The organism is Promineifilum sp. (SeqCode) (genome assembly GCF_041918635.1).
Lineage (GTDB): Bacteria > Chloroflexota > Anaerolineae > Promineifilales > Promineifilaceae > Promineifilum.
In genome coordinates this window covers 1-17,513 of the sequence record NZ_JAYRVJ010000334.1, presented here as the reverse complement: position 1 = coordinate 17,513, position 17,513 = coordinate 1, and the positions used below count along the sequence as shown (strand labels likewise).

The window sequence follows — 17,513 nt, the reverse complement described above, 5'->3', positions numbered from 1 at the left end:
TATTCTTCACCCCAAACCGCGCTCACCAGCGCCGGCAGGATGCGGCCGGACGGGCCGCGCAGGGTGTGGGTCATCCAGCGGGAGAGCGGCGTCTCGTCGGGGTTGATCTCCACCACGACCGCGCCGGCATCCAGCGCCTCCAGCGGCAGCGAGGCCGCCGGCTGGACGAGGCCGGACGTGCCGACGGTCAGGAATACCTCGGCGGCGCGGGCAGCGGCGAAGGCGCGCGCCAGCGCGTCGATCGGCAGCGCCTCGCCGAACCAGACCACGTCGGGCCGCAGCAGACCGCCGCAGTGGGGGCAGAGGGGCGGCGGCGCGTCCGTCTCCGCCCACGTCTCGACGACGCGCCCCTCGCGCGAGCACTTGACCCGCGCCAGGTTGCCGTGCAGTTCGATGACCGCCCGGCTGCCGGCGCGCTGGTGCAGGCTATCGACGTTCTGGGTGATGAGTGTGAAGTGAGGGACGCGCCGCTCCATGCCGGCCAGGGCGAGGTGGCCGGGGTTGGGCGCGGCCCGTCCCACCAGCTCGCGCCGCCAGGCGTACCACTCCCACACCAGCCGCGGCCGGCGGTGGAACGCCTCCGGCGTCGCCAGTTCTTGCGGGTCGTAGCGCGCCCACAGGCCGGTCTGGGCGTCGCGGAAGGTGGGCACGCCGCTCTCGGCCGACGTGCCCGCGCCGGTCAGCACGGCCACGCGGCGGGCGGCGCGCAATGCCTCCACCAGGTTGGGCGGCAGGGCGTTGGGGCTACTCATCGGCCGGCCTGTCGTTCAGGAGGACGTTGTCGATGAGCCGGGTCGGCCCCATGAAGACGGCCAGCGACAGCAGCGCGCCCGCGCCGGCCCGGGCGTCCCCCTCCCACTCCTCCAGCGTCAGCGGGTCGGCGGCGCTGACGTAGTCAACGCGGGCCAGCGGCTCGGCGTCCAGCACGCGGCGCATGGCGTCACGCAGGACTGCGCCGTCGCGCGTTCCCCCGCGCCAGAGCGCCTCGGCCGCCCGCAAGGCGCGGTAGAGTACCGTCGCCGCCGGGCGCTGCTCGGCGGTCAGGTACTTGTTGCGCGAACTCATCGCCAGCCCGTCCGGCTCGCGCGTCGTGGGGCAGACGACGATGTCCAGGTCGAGGTTCAGGTCGCGGGCCATCTGTCGGACGACGACGGTCTGTTGCGCGTCCTTTTGGCCGAAGTAGGCGCGGTTGGGCCGGACGATGTTGAACAGCTTGGCGACGACGGTGGTCACGCCCTCGAAGTGAGTCGGCCGCTTGGCCCCCTCCAGCGGCTGGGTGACGCCGGTGACGAGCACGCGCGTCTGGTAGCCGGGTGGGTACATCTCGGCGTCGCTCGGCGCGAAGACGAGGGCGACGCCCTCGGCGCGCAGCAGCGATAGGTCACGCTCCAGGTCGCGCGGGTAGCGGCTCAGGTCCTCGGTCGGGCCGAACTGCTTGGGGTTGACGTAGATGCTGACGGCGACGTAATCGTTCTCGGCGCGCGCCCGGCGCACCAGGTCGAGATGCCCCTCATGCAGATAGCCCATCGTCGGCACGAAGCCGAGCGTGGCCGTTCCCTGCCGCCGCCGAACGGCGCGGACTTCATCAATGGTTGTCACTACTTTCACGGATTCACCTCATTCCAAAGCCCCCTCGACCTCGAGCAAAGCCAGCAGGCCGCGTACGTCGCCCGCCTCCAGGGGCGCGGCGCGACCGTCTTCCAGCCGGCGCACCAGCCGGCAGAGGGCGGCGTTGACCGGCGTGGGCGCGCCCACCTCCCGGCCGGCGCGCACCACCGCACCACAGATGGCCCCGATCTCCGTCGGCGCGCCGCGCAGCACGTCCTGCAGCATGGAGGAGCGGTTGGCGGCCGTGGCCCGGGCGACGGTCAGCGCCCGCTCGGCCGGATCGTCGAAGGGCAGGGCGATGCCCTGCGCGGCGGCCACGTCGCCCACCTCGCGCGCCGCCCGGCCCATCAGGCCCACCAGCGCTTCGTGCTCGGCCAGAAAGCCGTTGGGCACGCGCAGCAGCGCCGTCAGGGGGTTGATGGCGGCGTTGACGGCCAGCTTGCCCCACACCAGCCCGTCGGTGTTGTCCACCAGATGCGTCTCCAGGCCGGCGGCGGCGAAGAGCGCGGCCAGTTGCGGCAGGCGGGCCTGCTGGGCCGGGCCGAGCGCCGGGTCGCGGCCGATGTAGGTGGGGCCATGGCCGGCGTGACGCACCAGGCCGGGGCCGAGGACGGTCGCCCCCTGCGCCGTGACGCCCAGCGCCACCCGGCTTTCGCCCAGGACGCGGCGCAGCGTGGCGCGGTTGTTCAGGCCGTTCTGGAGGGTCAGGGCCAGGCCGTCGGCGTCGAGCAGGCGGGCGATGGCGCGGGCGGCCTCCTCCGTTTGCCGGCTCTTGACGGCCACCAGGGCTACGTCCACCGGGCCGGCGGCGGCGGGGTCGTCGGCCACGGCCAGGGGGTGGTGGGTGCGGTGGCCGTCGGGGTGCTCCAGCCACAGCCCGCCGGCGCGGATGGCCGCGAGTTGCGCCGGCCAGTGACCGAGCAGGGTCAGCGCGGGGCGAATGTCCTCCGGCGCGGCGCTGAGGCACGCGCCTAACAGGCAGCCCAACGCGCCCACGCCCACCACCGCCACGCGCAGCCTTGCCGCCGGCTCGTCTGTCCTCTCCAGGCTCATTTGACACTCGTACTCAGAGGAATCATCCGCAGATTGGGCAGATTGGGCAGATTATTGCAAGGCATTTGGAGACGTTCTTAAGAATCTGCCTGATCTGCTAAATCTGCGGACGATTCCTCTTACAAGCTTTGCTGGAAGGCGGCCAGTTCGTCGGCGCTCATGGGGAAGGTGTGCTCCTCGGCCGGGAAGCGCCCGGCGACCACGTCGTCGCGGTAGGCGGTGAACGCCTCGACGATCGGCCCGCGCAACTGGGCGTACTCCTTGACGAACGTCGGTTGCAACTTGTCGAACAGGCCCAGCACGTCGTGGTAGACCAACACCTGCCCGTCGCACGACGGCCCGGCGCCGATGCCGATGGTGGGGATGCGCAGCCGCTCGCTGATGGCCGCGGCCACCGGGCCGGGCACGGCCTCCAGGACGATGGCGTAGCAGCCCGCCTCCTCCAGGGCCAGGGCGTCGTCCACCAGGCGGCGGGCGGCGGCGGCCGTCTTGCCCTGCGTGCGGAAGCCGCCCAGCTTGCTGACCGACTGCGGCGTCAGGCCGATGTGGCCCATGACGGGGATGCCCGCGGCGACGATGGCCCGCACCGTCTCAACCATCTCCCGGCCCCCTTCCAGCTTGACGCTATCGACCATGCCCTCCTTCAGGAAGCGGCCGGCGTTGCGCACTGCCTCGCTCGCGTCGGCCTGGTAGGACAGAAAGGGCATGTCGCCCACCAGATGGGCGTAGGTCGCGCCGCGGGCCACGGCGCGGCAGTGGTGGAGCATCTCCTCCATCGTCACCGGGATGGTCGTGTTGAGGCCCATGACGACCATGCCCAACGAGTCGCCGATCAGGATCACGTCGATGCCCGCGGCGTCTACCAGGAGCGCGCCGGTGTAGTCGTAGGCCGTCAGCATCGTGATCGGCTCGCGCCGCCGCTTCCTGGCCGCCAGACTAAGGACTGTCACTTTCTTGCGTTCCATGCTATTCTCCCGCTGACTGCGGCTCCCCTGGGGCCGTTTCATAGAGTCGTTAGAGATGAAACGAACTTCGCGGACTCGCTTCTGATAATCTGCGAAATCTGCGGATTCTTCCTTCTTATGTCCGACGACAGGCTTGAACCGCGCGTCATCCATATGCCCGAGCTGGCTCCCGGCCAGTGGTTGAACGTCGAGCGCCCGCTGACCAGAGAGCAACTGCGCGGCCACGTCGTCTTGCTCGATTTCTGGGATTATACCTGCGTCAACTGTACGCGCACTCTGCCCTACGTGGCCGCCTGGAGCCGCCGCTACGCGCCGCTGGGGCTGATCGTCATCGGCGTCCACGCGCCGGAGTTCGGTTTCGCCCGGCTGCGCGCCCACGTGGAGCGGGCCATGGCCGAGCACGAGTTGACCTACCCGGTGGTGCTGGACAATGAGTACCAGACGTGGGAGCGATTTGCCGTGAAGGCGTGGCCGACGAAGGTGCTGGTCGATCCCGATGGCTACATCCGCGGGCAGTGGCAGGGCGAAGGGTATTATGGCGAGGTGGAGCGAGCCATCCAGACGCTGCTAGCCCGGCAGCGCCCGGAAGCGCCGTTGCCGCCGCCGATGGAGCCGCTGCGGGCTGAAGACGCGCCGGGCGCGGTCTGCTACCGGCCGACGGCCGAGGTCTACGCCGGCATCCAGGGTGGGGGGCTGTTCGCCGGTGGGCTGGGCAACCCGGCCGGCTATGCCACGCTGGGGCCGGTGGTCTACGAGCTGCCGCCGGCGGCTGAGCGGGAGGAGGGGCGCTTCTATCTGGACGGCATCTGGCGCGCCTGGCCGGAGGCGGTGGCCCACGCCGGGCAGGTGGGGGGCGTGGCGCGGCTGCGCTATCACGCCGCCTCGGTCAACGCCGTCCTCAGCCCGTCGGCCGATCCAGTGGAGACGCTGCTCGACCTGGGCCGGACGGCCGAGCCGATCATCGAGGTGCGGCAGGACGGCCGCCACCTGAGCCGGGAGACGGCCGGCGCGGACGTGGTCTTCGACGAGGCGGGGCGCAGTCTGGTGCGGGTCACGGAACCGCGACTGTACCAGCTGGCGCGCAACGACCGCTTCGAGGCGCACGAACTGGAGCTGATCTTCCGCGCCGCCGGACTGGCGCTCTATTCGTTCAGCTTCACCGGCTGCGTCGTCGCGCCGGGACGGCCGGGGCGCGAAGAGACCTACACCACCCGGTAGATGCGTAATAAATGGCTACGGATTTGCACGGATGATACGGATGAAGAACTGTCATAATGATTTATTTGTCCGTTCTGTATCCGTCAAAACCCGTAGCCATTTCTTAAAGCTCTACAAACGCGCCTCTACAGCTGGCCGTGTTCCCCCCCACGGTAGGCGCTCATGGCCCGGTTTAGCTCCAGCACCATCAACGCCGCCTGTTCCGGTGTGATGTAGATATTGGTCTCGTCCGCCTTGAACAGCTTTTCCTCTTCCAGACAATCTTCCTCGAAGCGCAGGCAGATATCATCCTCGTACGCCCGATCGAGTTCGTCGCAGAAGATCGACAACTTCAGGCTGCCATCGAGAAGGGTGATCTTGGTCATACGCTCCTCACTTGCATGATCTGACGGGTTGAGTGGTGGCTTACTTTTCCTGATCGCGCATATGAATATGGCCGCGGCGCACCGAACGCGTGTCCTCGATGGTGATGAACACGTTAGGATCGACCCGCTCGGCGATGGCGCACAGGGAGTCGGCCTCCTTGCGCTGGACGACGGCGACGATCATGCCGACCGTCCCGCCGCGGCCGTGGCCCCAGCCGACCGTCGCGCCGTAGCCCGCATGATGGATCTGCTCGATGATGCTCTGCGCCTTGTAGCGCGAGATTATGCGCACGTTGGCGAAGCCGGTCGCGGTGCGCTCATCCAGTATCATCCCGGCCACCGTGCCCACCGAGAAGCCCAGGCAGTAGCCCAGGACGTTCCACACGTTGTCCAGGTTGTTGACGACCTCGGCGATGGCGACGACGTAGGCCAGCACCTCGAAGAAGCCGGCCACGAACGCGGCCAGCTTCTTGCCGCGCATCATGACCAGGACGCGGACGGTGCTGATGGAGATGCCGAAGACGCGCAGGACGAAGATGAGCAGCGCGCCCACCAGCACGTCGGCGGTCAGTGGGGGAACGTCGAAAGAGAACATAAGGTTGCGTTGATGGTTGGATGTTGCGCCGGGCTGAATCGAATCGGGTCTATTTTACCCGCGGCCGAGCGGCCGCCAAACGGTTCGTAGTCAGGCAATTCATTGCCGTTCCTCGCGCGGGGAGAAGAACGGCAATGAATTGCCTGACTACGAACGATGTAGGGCAGAGGGCGGGCTGCCAACCCGCCCTATAAGCGCTTAAATGTTCAGCACCGGCAAGTTGCCAATGGGCACGCTCATGCTGAGGAAGCCGGCGTTAACCCACCCCTGCCGGCCGTCGCGCATGATGATCTTGACCCAGGTAGAACTGGGGTCGCGGGCCAGCAGCGTCACCGTCGCACCATTGTTGAGCGTCGTGAAGGACGGGAAGCCAACCCCCGGCCCGGTGCGCACGTTGAGCGCGCCCGTTACCACCGTGGCCGTGCCCTGACCGGTGGCCGGCGGCGGGTTGGTGGGCGGCGTGGTGGGCGTTGTCGGCGTCACCGGCGTCAGGCGCGAGACGGGAATGCTCGTGCGCAGGTAGATCGCGCTAGCCCAGCCGACCGTGCCGTTGGCCGTCGAGACCTGCACCCACGTCGCGTCGCCGTTGCGCAGGCCGGTCAGGTTGACCACTTCGCCGGTCATCAGCTTGGTGATGACCGCGAAGTTTGTGCCGGGGCCGCGCCGGAGGTTCAGCCGGTAGGAGGTCACCGTGCCCGTGCCGGGGAACTGGCCGCCCGTGCCCGGCTGCTGGCCGCCTGAGACCCGCGTCCAGTTCAGCCGCGCCTCGGCCCGCCCCGTGTCCTCGAAGTACTCCATCTTGATGGGGATGTTGCCGCCGGGCAGGTCGAGGTCGACCACGAAGGTCGTGGCCGGCATGACGCGCCACTGGTCGATGACCAGGGCGTTGTTGACCCACAGCCGCACGCCGTCATCGGTGATGGTCGTGAAGCGATAGCGCCCGCCCTCCAGTGACAACGTGCGCACCCAGCGCACGGAGAAGCGGTCGACCGGGAAGCCGGCCGCCGGCGAATTGAAGCCCCAGTTGAAGTTGACTTCGGAGGTTGTGCCGGTCAGCGCCGGGGAACCGCTCAGGTTCGTGTTGGCGAAGTACTCGTTGAACCACGGCTGGTTGGGCGACGGCTGCGGCGCGGGCGCGGAGACCAGCGCGTAGCTCATCTTGGCCGTGGCCACGCCGCCCGCCTCATAATATTGGACGACGACGGTGTGGTTGCCCGCGCCCAGAAAGACGTCGGCCACGATGGTTCGCGCCGGCCCGTCGATCCAGGAGTCGATGATCTTCACGTTGTCCACCCAGACGCGCATGCCGTCGTCCGCGGTGGCCGTGAAGCGATACGTGCCGGCGGCCAGCGCGGCCGTCTGCGTCCACTGCGCCGAGAAGTTGTCGCTGAAGACCTGGCTGCCCGGCGACCCGGCGCCCCAATCGAAGTTGACGGCGGCGTCCTGGCGAACGAGGACGGGCGAGCCGGTCAGGCTGCGGTTGTTCCAATACCGGCCCTCCCACGGGCCGCCCTGCGCGCTCAGGGCGCGTGAACCGCCGCTCAGCGCCGCGATGATGAGGGCGACGAGAAGCGCGGTCAGGGGGATGAAACGGGATTTGCTATTCGGGAACCACCTGTTCATTGAGGACGCTCCTGTTCACGCCGCGCGCCCGACTCGGATACCCACCATACAGGGCCACGGCTCACCGGCGCGGGGACAGGCCGCGCCACCTATACATGACATAATGATAGTCGGCGTGTATCTATATGTCAAGTGGAGAGGGCGTGAAAGAGGCGGAGGAGCAGGGGAGCCGAGGGGCAGGGGGAAACTCCTCGGAGTGCGCGTCCTCAGATGCGCGACGCTCATAAACGCGCGGCGCTCCAAACGTGGGTGCGGTTCGGGCCGCCCGCATCTGAGGATGCGGACGCTAGGGCGGGGCGCGCCGCAGCAACTCGCGCGTGTCGCCATTGCGGCGGGTGATGCGCAGTTCGTCCAGGTGCTCCAGCAGGGCGATGGCGTACTTGCGGCTGGTTCCCAGCAGGTCGCGGGCCTCGGCGGCGGTGATGGCGCCGGTGCGCTCCAAGTGGGCGCGGAGTTGGCCGATGAGCCGCTCATAGACCGCGGCCGAGTAGACCACGTCCTCGGCGATGGGCCGGATGCGCCCCAACTCCACCAGGGCAAAGTAGACCGGCTCGCCGACCAGGGCCCTGGCTTCTTTGACGCTGGGAGAGTTGACGCCGGCGCGCTCGAACGCCGCCTCCAGCCGGGCGACAGCCGCCTCCTGTTCGGGCGAGAAGCGCACCACGTGTCCCGGCAGCTTCAGCAGCACGCCCGCTTCAGCCACTTGCCCCTCAGCGACCAGCGCCTCGCGCAGCGCGCCGAAGACGGCCGGGGTCAAGCCCAGCCGCCCGCGCAACGCCTCCCGATCCAGCCCCGGCCGCAGCGGCGCGTCGCGGTGGTGGCGGGCCAATTCGGCCAGCGCGCGCTCCCGCAACTCGCGCCAGGCGGCGGCGGCGACCACGTGGTTGCCGGCCATGAGCGCCTGCCCGTCGGCGAGCAGACGTTGCAGCGGCTCAGGCCCGTCGGCGGCGGGCAGGCCGGCGCGCCGGAACAGGTCGGTCGCCGGCAGCGGGCCGGAGCGGGCCAGCGCGCCCAGCAGCAGCTCCTCCGGCGTGCCCTGGGCCAGCGTCCGGAAGCGCTCCAGAACGTCGGGCCGGAAACGGCGGTGGCGGCGTCCAGGGTAGGGATCGAGCACGCGCCCACCGCCCACCGTCGCGCCAGGGGACGGGCGGCGCAGGATGAAGCGGTCGCCGCGGGCCGCGGCCACCGGCGCGGTGAGGGCCAGCTGCACCCAGCCCGTCGCGCCAGGCGGGATGGCGTCGCCGCCAATGACGCGCGCATGGGCCGTCACCTCGGCTGCGCCGACGAACAGCTTGACTTCAGCGTTGTGGGTCAGGGGGGCGTCGGCCTCGCGCAGGTGGCGGTAGTGCGCGTCGAGCAGCGTGGTTGGGCGCAGCAGGCCGGGGGGCGCGACAACCTGGCCGCGCTGTAGGTCGTCCCGGTCGACGCCGGTCAGGTTGATAGCGACGCGGCTGCCCGGCAGGGCCACGTCCCGCTTCGTCTTGTGGGTCTGGAGGCCGCGGATGCGCCCCGTCCGGCCGCCGGGCTGGACGGCGACCTCGTCGCCGACGCGCAGGCTCCCGTCGAGCAGCGTGCCGGTGACGATGACGCCGAAGCCGGGCAGGGTGAAGACGCGGTCGATGGGCAGGCGAGGCCGCCCCAGGTCGGCCGCCGGGCCGATCTCGCGCAGGGCCGCGGCCAACGTCTCCTTGAGCGCCGCCAGTCCCGCGCCGCTGCGCGCCGAGACGGGCAGGATGGGCGCGTCGGCCAGCGCCGTGCCCCGCAGCGCTTCGCCCACTTCCAGCGTCACCAGTTCCAGCCAGTCGGGGTCGTCCACCAGATCGGTCTTGGTCAGGGCGACGACGCCGCGCTTGACTTCCAGCAGGTCGAGGATGGCGAGGTGCTCGCGCGTCTGGGGCATGACCCCCTCGTCGGCGGCGATGACGAACAGCGCCAGGTCGATCCCGCCCACGCCGGCCAGCATGTTCTCGATGAAGTCGCGGTGGCCGGGCACGTCCACCACGCCGACCTCCTCGCCGTCCAGCGTCAGCCAGGCGAAGCCGAGGTCGATGGTCATCTCCCGCGCCTTCTCCTCGGCCAGCCGGTCGGGGTCTATACCGGTCAGGGCCAGCACGAGCGTGGATTTGCCGTGGTCAACGTGGCCGGCCGTACCGATGACGTGCATGGCTCTAAAAATCTCCTGGGGATAAGAAGAATCATCCGCAGATTAGGCAGATTAGGCAGATTGTAAGAAGCTCACGCAAAGATCGCTAAGGTCGCCAAGATCGCCAAGCGTCATAAACCTTTGCGTTCTTTGCGTGAACCTCTTAATCTGCCGAATCTGCCCAATCTGCGGATGATTCTTATTCTTCACGGACCGGGACGAGCGCCGGCTGCCGCCGCCGGTTGGGGTTCTGGTCGAGCGCCTTCTCGACCTCTTCCAGCCACAGCACCGGCCACTTCTTGATCGCCTCCGACTGCGCCGTGTAGACGCGGGCCAGTTGGGCCAGCTCCTGCTCCAGGCGTTCGATGCCCTCTTCCAGCCCGTGCAACTGGTCGCGCAACTCGCGCTCGCGGCGGTCGCTGATCGACTGCCGCTGGAGGATGTCGGACTCAAAGTTCTTCCACTTGCGGCTGTCTTCGACGACGTACTGCTCCCAGCGCGACTCCATGCGCTTCGATTCGACGCGCACCAGTTCATTGGCCTCGCGCTGCTGCTGTTCCAGGTGGGTTTGCAGGCCGCGCAGCGTCTCGATGGCCGTGCGCGACTCGTTGTACTGGTTGTTAAACTTCACCCAGTCCTGCGTGAAGCGCTGCAACGTGGACTCGTGCTCGTCCATGGCCCGCTGCCAACCGGCGAGGCGTTGGTTGCGCTCGTGCTCGCCGATCTGCACCTGCTCCGTCCAGTCGCCGATGCTCTTGCGCAGCAGCAGTTGGGCCTCGCTCGTCGTCTGGGCCGAGACCTGCACCTTGGCCAGGTTCTGCCCCAGAATCTCCAACCGGGTGTTGATCGGCTCCCAGCGCTTGCCGATCTCCAGCAGCGCCAGTTGCACTTCGGCGATGTTGCGGTTGTCCTGCTTCTCTTTCTCTTCGACGAAAGCCAGCGAGCGCTCCACCTCTTCGACCTGCGACGCGACCTGCGTCAGCGTATTCTGCTGCACGCCAATGAGGTTGGCGAGGCGGGCCTCCTCGGCCTGGCGCAGCGGCAGCACCTGCTCGATGCGGCCGATAGCCGGCAACTCCTTGCGGATGTCGGCGATCTCGCGGGCGATGGCTTCCTGTTCGACGCGCCGCAGCCGGTCTAGCTCGCGCTCCGACTCGATGCGCCGCTTGTCGTACTGCTCGATCATCTTCACGATGTCGTCCTTGAATTGGGACAACTGCGTATCGACCATCGGGATGCGGGTCAGTTGGGAGTTGACCAGCGAGAGTTGCTTCTCCAACTCCTGGATGCGCCGGTCGCGGCCGGTCAACTCGCGTTCGGCCAGCACGGCGCGCTGCTCCAACTCGACCAGCTTGCGCACCGATTTGCGGCGCTCTTCGTCGAGCCACTCCAGGCGCTTGCGCAGTTCGTGAACTTCCTGTTCCAGGGCGCTGCCGGCGGGCTTGGGACTCGCGTTTTTGCTCATCGCGTTCAGACTCCTGGGCGCGCCCGCCTCCGGGGCGGGGGCAGCCTGGCAGCATTATACAGAGCGGCCGGGAGGCAGGCCAACTTGCCCTACTTCACTCATGCGCCATACAATCTAGCCCATGCGCCCCCAGCTTCATATTGGTATAGACTGCCGGCTGCCGACGTACCAGATGGGCGGCATCAGCCAGTACGCCATCCACCTCGTTCGGGCGCTGGCCGAACTGGGCGGGGCGGAGCGGTATACCGTCTTCCACAGCCGGAAGGAGACGCGCTCGTTTTTACCGAGTGACGACCGTTTTTCGCGTAGCGAATTGTGGACGCCACCGCATCACCGCCTGGAACGGTGGGCGCTGGCAGCCGAACTGGCGCGCCACCGGCTGGACGTGTTCCACAGCCCCGACTTCATCCCGCCGGCCGGCGGGGTGGGGCGGCGGATCATCACCGTCCACGACCTGAACTTCCTCTACTATCCCGACTATCTCACGGCCGAGAGCCGCCGCTACTACGCCGATCAGATCGCCTGGGCGGTGGCCGCGGCCGACCACATCTCGGCCGACAGCGAGGCCACGCGGGCCGACCTGCTGGCCCTGCTCCACGTCCCGCCCGACAAGGTGACGACTATCCATTTGGCCGCCAACCCTGTGTACTGTGCCGCCTACCCGGCGGCGGTCATCGACCAGACGCTGGCGAAGTACGAACTGGAGCGCGGCTTCCTGCTGGCGGTGGGCACGCTGGAGCCGCGCAAGAACCTGACCACGCTGCTGCGCGCCTATGACCGGCTGCGGCGCGAGGCGGGGGTGCTCGCGCCGCTGGTGCTGGCCGGCCGTCAGGGGTGGCTGTACGACGAGGTGTTCCAGACCATCGAGCGGTTGGGGTTAGCATCCTCGGTGCGTCACCTGAGCGGCGCGCCGGACGTGGAACTGGCCCATCTGTACCGGGCGGCGGGTGTGCTGGCTTTCCCGTCGCACTACGAGGGTTTTGGGTTGCCGGCGCTGGAGGCGATGCACGCCGGCTGCCCCGTCGTCGTCAGCGACCGCGGCTCGCTGCCGGAGGTGGTGGGGCGCGCCGGGGTGATCCTGCCGCCGGACGACGTGGAGGCCTGGGCGGCGGCGTTGGCCCGCGTGTTGGGCGACGCGGAGTACGCCGATGGGCTGCGCCAGGCGGGGTATGAGCAGGCGCGGCGCTTCACGTGGCAGAAGACGGCCGCGGCGACGTTGAGGCTCTATCGAGGGGAATGAGAGTGTCTGCCCTCCGTGTCACTCCGTGTTCCTCTCCCAAATCTGCGTAATCTGTGGATACTTCTCTCATGGCTCGTATCCTGCTATTAACCCCCCAGCTACCTTACCCGCCGCACCAGGGAACCAGCCTGCGCAACTTCCACATCCTGCGCGCGCTGGCCGAGCGCCACCAGGTGACGCTGCTCAGTTTCGCTGAGGGGGACGGGCCGCCCGATCTGGCGGTGTTGCGCTCGCTGGCCCGCGTGCTGCCCCCGGTGGCCGTCCCGCCGCCACGCTCGGCCGGCCGGCGGCTGCGGCAACTGGCGACGACGCGCGAGCCGGACGTGGCCCTGCGGCTGCGCGACCCGGCCTTCCCGGCGGCGCTGGCCGCGGCGCTGCGCGCGGACGCCTATGACGCCGTGCAGGTGGAAGGCATCGAACTGGCGCACACCATCCCGACGATTCGCGCGGCGAGGGCGAGGATCGTGCTCGACTGCCACAACGCCGAGACGGAGTTGCAGCGGCGCGCCTTTCGGGCCGACCTGGGCCGGCCGGGACGCTGGCCGGCGGCGGCCTACTCCCGGCTGCAAACAGGCCGGCTGGCGCGCTTCGAGCGGTGGGCGCTGGGCGCGGCCGACGCCGTCATCGCCGTCAGCGAGGCCGACCGCGACCACCTGCGCCGGCTCTGGGGCGCGGGGGCGGGCGACATCACCGTCATCCCCAACACGATTGACGTGGGCGAGTACGAGTGGGCCGGGCCTGTGCCGGACGCGGCGCGCTTCGACCTGGTCTTCACCGGCAAGATGGACTACCGGCCGAACGTGGATGGTATGTTGTGGTTCGCCGAGGCGGTGTGGCCGCTCATCGCCGCCCGGCGGCCGGGGACGACGTGGGGCATCGTCGGCCAGCGTCCGCATCCGCGGCTGGAGGCGCTGCGCGCCCTGCCGGGCGTGACCGTTACCGGCCGCGTGGAGCGCGTTCAGCCGTACCTGGCCGGCGGCGCGGTCTACATTCTGCCATTGCGCGTAGGCAGCGGGACGCGGCTCAAGCTCATCGAGTCCATGGCCGCGAGCAAGGCCATCGTCTCGACGACAGTGGGGGCTGAGGGGTTTCCGGTCGCGGATGGGCGGGAGCTGCTGCTGGCCGACGCGCCGGCGGCTTTTGCCGAGGCGGTGGTGGGGCTGCTGGGCGACCCCGGCCGGCGGCGGGAGCTGGGCGCGGCGGCCCGCGTCTTCGCGGCGCGCTACGATTGGCGGGAGACGGTTGTGCCGTTGGCCGGGTTATATGAGCGGTTACTGACACCTATAGGAAGATGAAGAGAAATACAGAGAGACACTGAGACCACACAGAGGGACACGGAGACGACTCTCGCTTCCTCTGTGTCTCTCTGTGTCTGCCCTCCGTGTCTCTCTGTGTTCCTCTTAATGCCTTGATTCGGCGATCATGTGCATGCCGCCATGGTTCGAGAGCGTGATCTGCGCGTTGAGGGCAATAGCCTGGCTAGGGGCCAGACGCAGCCGGTAGCGCCGGGCGACGGCGGCCACGATGAGATGCGCCTCCATCAGCGCGAAGCCGTTGCCAATGCAGATGCGCGGCCCGCCGCCAAACGGCATGTAGGCGAACTTGGGCAGCGCCCGCTCCCGCTCCGGCGTCCAGCGGTCGGGGTCGAAGCGCTCCGGGTCGGGGAAGTAGGCCGGCCGGCGGTGCATGACGTAGGGCGAGATCCACAGCAGTTCGCCCCGCCGCAACTGGTAGCCGCCGAGCGTCGTATCAGCCGCGGCGCGCCGGACGTTGATGACCCAGGCCGGCGGGTAGAGGCGCATGGCCTCCTTGATGACCTGCATGGTGTAGGGCAGGCGGGGCAGGTCGCTCAGCGCCGGGGGACGCTCACCCAACACAGCATCGACTTCTTCGTGTAACCTTTCCTCGACCTCCGGGTGTTGGGACAGTAGATACCAGGCCCAGGTCAGCGCGTTGCTGGTCGTCTCATGCCCGGCCACAAAGAGCGTCACCAGTTGGTCGCGCACCTCTTGGTCGCTCATGCGGTCGCCCGACTCATCGCGCGACAACAGCAGCATGGAGAGCAGGTCGCCGGTGTCCTGTATCTGCCCGTCGACGGCCGTGGCGCGGCGCTCGGCGATCAGGCGGTCGATGGTCTCGTAGAGCACGCCCGTGGCCTCCTGGCGGCGGCGGTTGGTGGGCGTCGGCAGCCAGTCGGGCAGCAGGAAGGGAGACTGGAACTCTTTGTCGGCGATGGCCTGGATGACGTGGATGGCCTGGCCGATGCGTTCGGCCGTGTCGCGCATCGCCACCCGGTCAGCGCCGAAGAGCGATCGGGCGACGATGTACATGGTCAACTCGCGCATTGTTTCGTTGACATCCATCGTCGCGCCGTCGCCCCACTCGTCGAGCATGGCCTCGGTGTAATCGACCATGACGCCGGCATAGGCGTCGATGCGGCGGGTGTGGAAGGCGGGCTGGGTCAGGCGGCGCTGGCGCTTGTGCTCCTCGCCGTTGGAGGAAACCAGGCCGTGGCCGATGACCCGGTCGAGGATCTTCACGTCGCGGTCGTCTTTGGGGAAGTTGGCGGCCTGGGTCACCAGCGCTTCGCGCACCAACTCCGGGTCGCTGATCAGGTAGAAGGTGTTGCCGAAGGCGCCAAAGCGCGCGAAGGGGCCGTAGGTGTCGGCCAGATGGCTGGTGTAGACGGGCGCGCCGGCGATCAGGTGGCGGGCGACGCCGAAAAAGGGCAAGCCTTTGGGGCCGGGGGCAGTATTGGCATGGATCATCTTGGTGGTAATCCTATCGCTGTCAGAACAGATCGACATGAGAACCTGTCCGCACCAAAACAAGTTCTTCGCCAATGATGCGGTAGATCAATAGCCAGTCTGGCTGCAAATGGCACTCTCTGGTTCCGGCGTATTGCCCCAGGAGGGCATGGTCACGAAAACGACTGTCAAGCACCTCTACCTGAGCGAGGGTCGCGATTACGCCCTTCATTATCTCCATGTCGAGACCGTGCCGTTGGGCGCGTTTCACGTCTTTCTTGAACTGGGTGGTGTAACGGACGGTGCGCACTATATCCCCAGGTCGGCGAATAACCCATCAAGCTCATTATACGCTGGCAACGAGTGATGCGCCTGGCTTTCTTCAAGCGCGGCGGCGGTCTCAGCGTTGTAGACTCGCACGGCAAACGGCAAACCCTGATGCATCTCAACCTGACGGAAAAAGAGGGTAATGGCCTGGGCTGTAGTCAGTCCTAGCCGATCAAAAATGACTTCGACACTCTGCTTGAGGTCCGGCTCGATCCGCGCCGTGACGCTTGACGATTTGGTCATTATTTGCCTCACTTGTATATCAATGTACACACATTGTATTACAACTGAGTGCTCCGGCAAGTGAGTAAAGAATATACGATTATAAACACGCCTTTAGATAGAGGACGCAGGCTTGGGGGGAGGTATAATGACATCGTCTCCAAGCGGGGACAAGGAGCCACACCATGATCAAGGAACGTTTCAGCGAGGTCGCGATCGTCGACCTGCCGCCGCTGCGGGTCGCTTGCTTTCGGGCGATCAGCCGGACGCCGGAGGATGACGCGGTAAAGGTGTTGACCCAGTGGGCGGCCGAAGCGGGGCTGGTTGGCCGGCCGCGCAGCTTCGGCTTCGACGTGGCGGTGTCGCCGGCGCAGGCGGAGGCGGGGTTGCGCGGCTACGAGTTGTGGTACGTTGTGCCGCCGGCCGTCTGGCCGTCGCCGCCGGTGACGATCCGGGAGTTCCCCGGCGGACACTTCGCGGCGATGACCGTCTACGACCCGTTTGTCGACCCCTTCGCTCACATCCCGGCCGGCTGGATGGCGCTGCACGAGTGGGTGACCGCCCACGGGATGGCCGCGCCGGGCGAGATGTTGTGCCTGGAGGAACTGGTCGAGCGGGATGGGGTGAGCGACTTGGTGCTATATCACCCTGTTCAGGAAGGGGTATAGGATGCAGATGATGCCGAGATGAGTGACGCCGAACAGGCTACTATTCGCCATATCCTCACCAACTACCGCGTGATCGCCGCCGTCGGCTACTCCGACCGCGACCGGACGCGGGCCAACTACTACGTGCCGGCCTACCTGAAGGGGCAGGGATACACCGTCATCCCGGTCAATCCGGGACTGGCCGAGGGGTTGGGCCGACCGGCCTACCCTTCGCTGGCCGACGTGCCCGAGCCGGTGGACGTGGCGCTGCTCTACGCGCCGCCGGCGGCCATTGGCGGGGTCGTGGAGCAGGCCATCGCCCACGGCGTCCAGGCGATCTGGCTGCCGCTGGGCGTTGTGGACGATGCCGCCGCCGCGCGGGCGCGAGCCGCCGGATTATTGGTGGTGATGGATCGGTGCATGATGGTGGAGCATAAGCATCTGGAATAGAGGCTTGCACTTAGGACAGCATCTGCTTCGTTAGAGACTGTGGTACAATTTCCAGGCGACTCCGGTGTTTAGACCTACACTCCGCTTGAGGACATCATTATGACTGTTACCGCTACACTTGATGGTCTTATCGTGAGCGACCCACAATTGCACAGTGGGCGGCCAGTAATCGCAGGCACAGCCACATCCGTGCGGGCCATTGCCGCACTCTACAAACTCGGCCTGACTCCAGAAGAGATCACCGGTGAACTGCCCTTGACCTTCAGCCAGGTGTACGCTGCCCTTACCTATTATCATCTACACTCTGAGGAGATCGAAGCCGATCTTTTGGCTGATTCTGAGGAGCGTTTGAAGGCTGAATACGGTGATTTTTATCAATGACCCAAATTCGCCTTTACGTTGACGAAGTATTCTCTGCGTTCCTCTAGGAGCTATCGACTCCGCCTTCCGCCCACACCGTCATCTTCCTAACCTGCTCCGCCAACGACTCGCTGCTCAGCGTGCTGGCCTGCATGCGCTCTACCAGGAGGGGGAAGCACAGCGGCGACGGCCGGGCCAGCGCGGCCCAGACGACGCGCTGCGCCGCCATGCCGGCCAGTGTGCGCTGCAAGCGGCTTTGCTCCAGCTGGCGACTGAGCACCTCGCGGTGGGCCTGGGCCAGCAACAGGTTATCCGCGTCGTACTTGCGGAAGACCTCGTAGAGCAGGCTGCTCGACGCCTGCAAGTGGCGGGCCTTGCGCGGCTGGCCAGGGAAGCCCTGGAAGATAAGGCCGGCCACACGAGCGATCTCGCGGAACTGGCGCAGGGCCATCTCGCTCTCGTTCAGCCCGGCGGCGATGTCCTCC

18 protein-coding genes and 1 pseudogene are annotated in these 17,513 nt (G+C 67.5%); 6 read left to right on the top strand and 13 right to left on the bottom strand.

Annotated features, from left to right (window positions below; translation table 11 throughout):
• From ACE3UY_RS10775 to panB, 4 genes are all read right to left on the bottom strand, one after another.
• A partial coding sequence (locus tag ACE3UY_RS10775; RefSeq protein ID WP_374687534.1) for an NAD-dependent deacylase occupies positions 1-752 on the bottom strand: 752 nt, incomplete at its 3' end.
• Complete coding sequence (gene panC, locus ACE3UY_RS10770) at positions 745-1,608, bottom strand: pantoate--beta-alanine ligase (RefSeq protein ID WP_374687533.1); 864 nt, start codon at positions 1,606-1,608, stop codon at positions 745-747. The genes panC and ACE3UY_RS10775, both read right to left, overlap by 8 nt.
• A gap of 9 nt (positions 1,609-1,617) precedes the next feature.
• Positions 1,618-2,661 (bottom strand): ketopantoate reductase family protein, encoded by a 1,044-nt coding sequence (locus ACE3UY_RS10765; RefSeq protein WP_374687532.1) that lies wholly within the window; start codon positions 2,659-2,661, stop codon positions 1,618-1,620.
• A 119-nt stretch (positions 2,662-2,780) separates the two neighbouring features.
• Positions 2,781-3,626 carry a 3-methyl-2-oxobutanoate hydroxymethyltransferase gene (gene panB / locus ACE3UY_RS10760; RefSeq protein ID WP_374687531.1) on the bottom strand — a complete coding sequence of 282 codons (846 nt, stop codon included), beginning with the start codon at positions 3,624-3,626 and terminating at the stop codon, positions 2,781-2,783.
• Between the two features lie 117 nt (positions 3,627-3,743).
• Between panB and ACE3UY_RS10755 the strand changes: the two genes are divergently transcribed.
• A complete protein-coding gene (locus tag ACE3UY_RS10755; RefSeq protein WP_374687530.1) occupies positions 3,744-4,844 on the top strand; it encodes a redoxin domain-containing protein in 1,101 nt (366 codons plus the stop codon).
• A gap of 125 nt (positions 4,845-4,969) precedes the next feature.
• On the opposite strand, the gene ACE3UY_RS10750 is transcribed toward ACE3UY_RS10755, so the two are convergent.
• The 5 genes from ACE3UY_RS10750 to ACE3UY_RS10730 all read right to left on the bottom strand — a co-directional run bounded on the left by ACE3UY_RS10750 (position 4,970) and on the right by ACE3UY_RS10730 (position 11,035).
• Positions 4,970-5,209: a hypothetical protein gene (locus tag ACE3UY_RS10750; RefSeq protein ID WP_374687529.1), complete on the bottom strand. Its 240-nt coding sequence runs from the start codon at positions 5,207-5,209 to the stop codon at positions 4,970-4,972.
• Positions 5,210-5,249: 40 nt separating this feature from the next.
• Positions 5,250-5,804, bottom strand: a complete 555-nt coding sequence (locus tag ACE3UY_RS10745) for a DUF2179 domain-containing protein (protein ID WP_374687528.1) — start codon at positions 5,802-5,804, stop codon at positions 5,250-5,252.
• A 198-nt stretch (positions 5,805-6,002) separates the two neighbouring features.
• Entirely contained in the window at positions 6,003-7,427 is a 1,425-nt protein-coding gene (locus ACE3UY_RS10740) for a PA14 domain-containing protein (RefSeq protein WP_374687527.1), read from the bottom strand.
• Between the two features lie 286 nt (positions 7,428-7,713).
• A complete protein-coding gene (selB, locus tag ACE3UY_RS10735) occupies positions 7,714-9,591 on the bottom strand; it encodes a selenocysteine-specific translation elongation factor (protein WP_374687526.1) in 1,878 nt (625 codons plus the stop codon).
• 178 nt (positions 9,592-9,769) lie between these two features.
• Complete coding sequence (locus tag ACE3UY_RS10730) at positions 9,770-11,035, bottom strand: hypothetical protein (protein ID WP_374687525.1); 1,266 nt, start codon at positions 11,033-11,035, stop codon at positions 9,770-9,772.
• Positions 11,036-11,156: 121 nt separating this feature from the next.
• Between ACE3UY_RS10730 and ACE3UY_RS10725 the strand changes: the two genes are divergently transcribed.
• The gene (locus tag ACE3UY_RS10725) at positions 11,157-12,275 is read left to right on the top strand and encodes a glycosyltransferase family 4 protein (RefSeq protein ID WP_374687524.1); all 1,119 of its coding nucleotides are present in this window, start codon (positions 11,157-11,159) and stop codon (positions 12,273-12,275) included.
• Between the two features lie 68 nt (positions 12,276-12,343).
• The gene (locus tag ACE3UY_RS10720) at positions 12,344-13,570 is read left to right on the top strand and encodes a glycosyltransferase (RefSeq protein WP_374687523.1); all 1,227 of its coding nucleotides are present in this window, start codon (positions 12,344-12,346) and stop codon (positions 13,568-13,570) included.
• Positions 13,571-13,675: 105 nt separating this feature from the next.
• Here the strand turns inward: ACE3UY_RS10720 and ACE3UY_RS10715 are convergent, their stop codons facing one another.
• From ACE3UY_RS10715 to ACE3UY_RS10705, 3 genes are read right to left on the bottom strand one after another with little or no spacing between them, the layout of a single operon-like run.
• Positions 13,676-15,043, bottom strand: coding sequence for a cytochrome P450 (locus tag ACE3UY_RS10715; RefSeq protein WP_374687522.1), 1,368 nt, complete (start codon positions 15,041-15,043; stop codon positions 13,676-13,678).
• Positions 15,044-15,065: 22 nt separating this feature from the next.
• Positions 15,066-15,332 (bottom strand): type II toxin-antitoxin system YafQ family toxin, encoded by a 267-nt coding sequence (locus ACE3UY_RS10710; protein WP_374687521.1) that lies wholly within the window; start codon positions 15,330-15,332, stop codon positions 15,066-15,068.
• A complete protein-coding gene (locus ACE3UY_RS10705; protein ID WP_374687520.1) occupies positions 15,332-15,592 on the bottom strand; it encodes a type II toxin-antitoxin system RelB/DinJ family antitoxin in 261 nt (86 codons plus the stop codon). Before ACE3UY_RS10705 ends, ACE3UY_RS10710 begins: the two co-directional genes overlap by 1 nt.
• Before the next feature lie 164 nt (positions 15,593-15,756).
• On the opposite strand from ACE3UY_RS10705, the gene ACE3UY_RS10700 reads away from it, so the two are divergent.
• From ACE3UY_RS10700 to ACE3UY_RS10690, 3 genes are all read left to right on the top strand, one after another.
• Entirely contained in the window at positions 15,757-16,239 is a 483-nt protein-coding gene (locus ACE3UY_RS10700; RefSeq protein ID WP_374687519.1) for a GyrI-like domain-containing protein, read from the top strand.
• Between the two features lie 18 nt (positions 16,240-16,257).
• A complete protein-coding gene (locus ACE3UY_RS10695; RefSeq protein WP_374687518.1) occupies positions 16,258-16,668 on the top strand; it encodes a CoA-binding protein in 411 nt (136 codons plus the stop codon).
• Positions 16,669-16,767: 99 nt separating this feature from the next.
• Positions 16,768-17,049, top strand: a complete 282-nt coding sequence (locus ACE3UY_RS10690; RefSeq protein ID WP_374687517.1) for a DUF433 domain-containing protein — start codon at positions 16,768-16,770, stop codon at positions 17,047-17,049.
• A 43-nt stretch (positions 17,050-17,092) separates the two neighbouring features.
• On the opposite strand, the pseudogene ACE3UY_RS10685 reads toward ACE3UY_RS10690, so the two are convergent.
• Positions 17,093-17,513 (bottom strand): annotated as a pseudogene (locus ACE3UY_RS10685) (DNA ligase-associated DEXH box helicase); the annotation flags it as partial.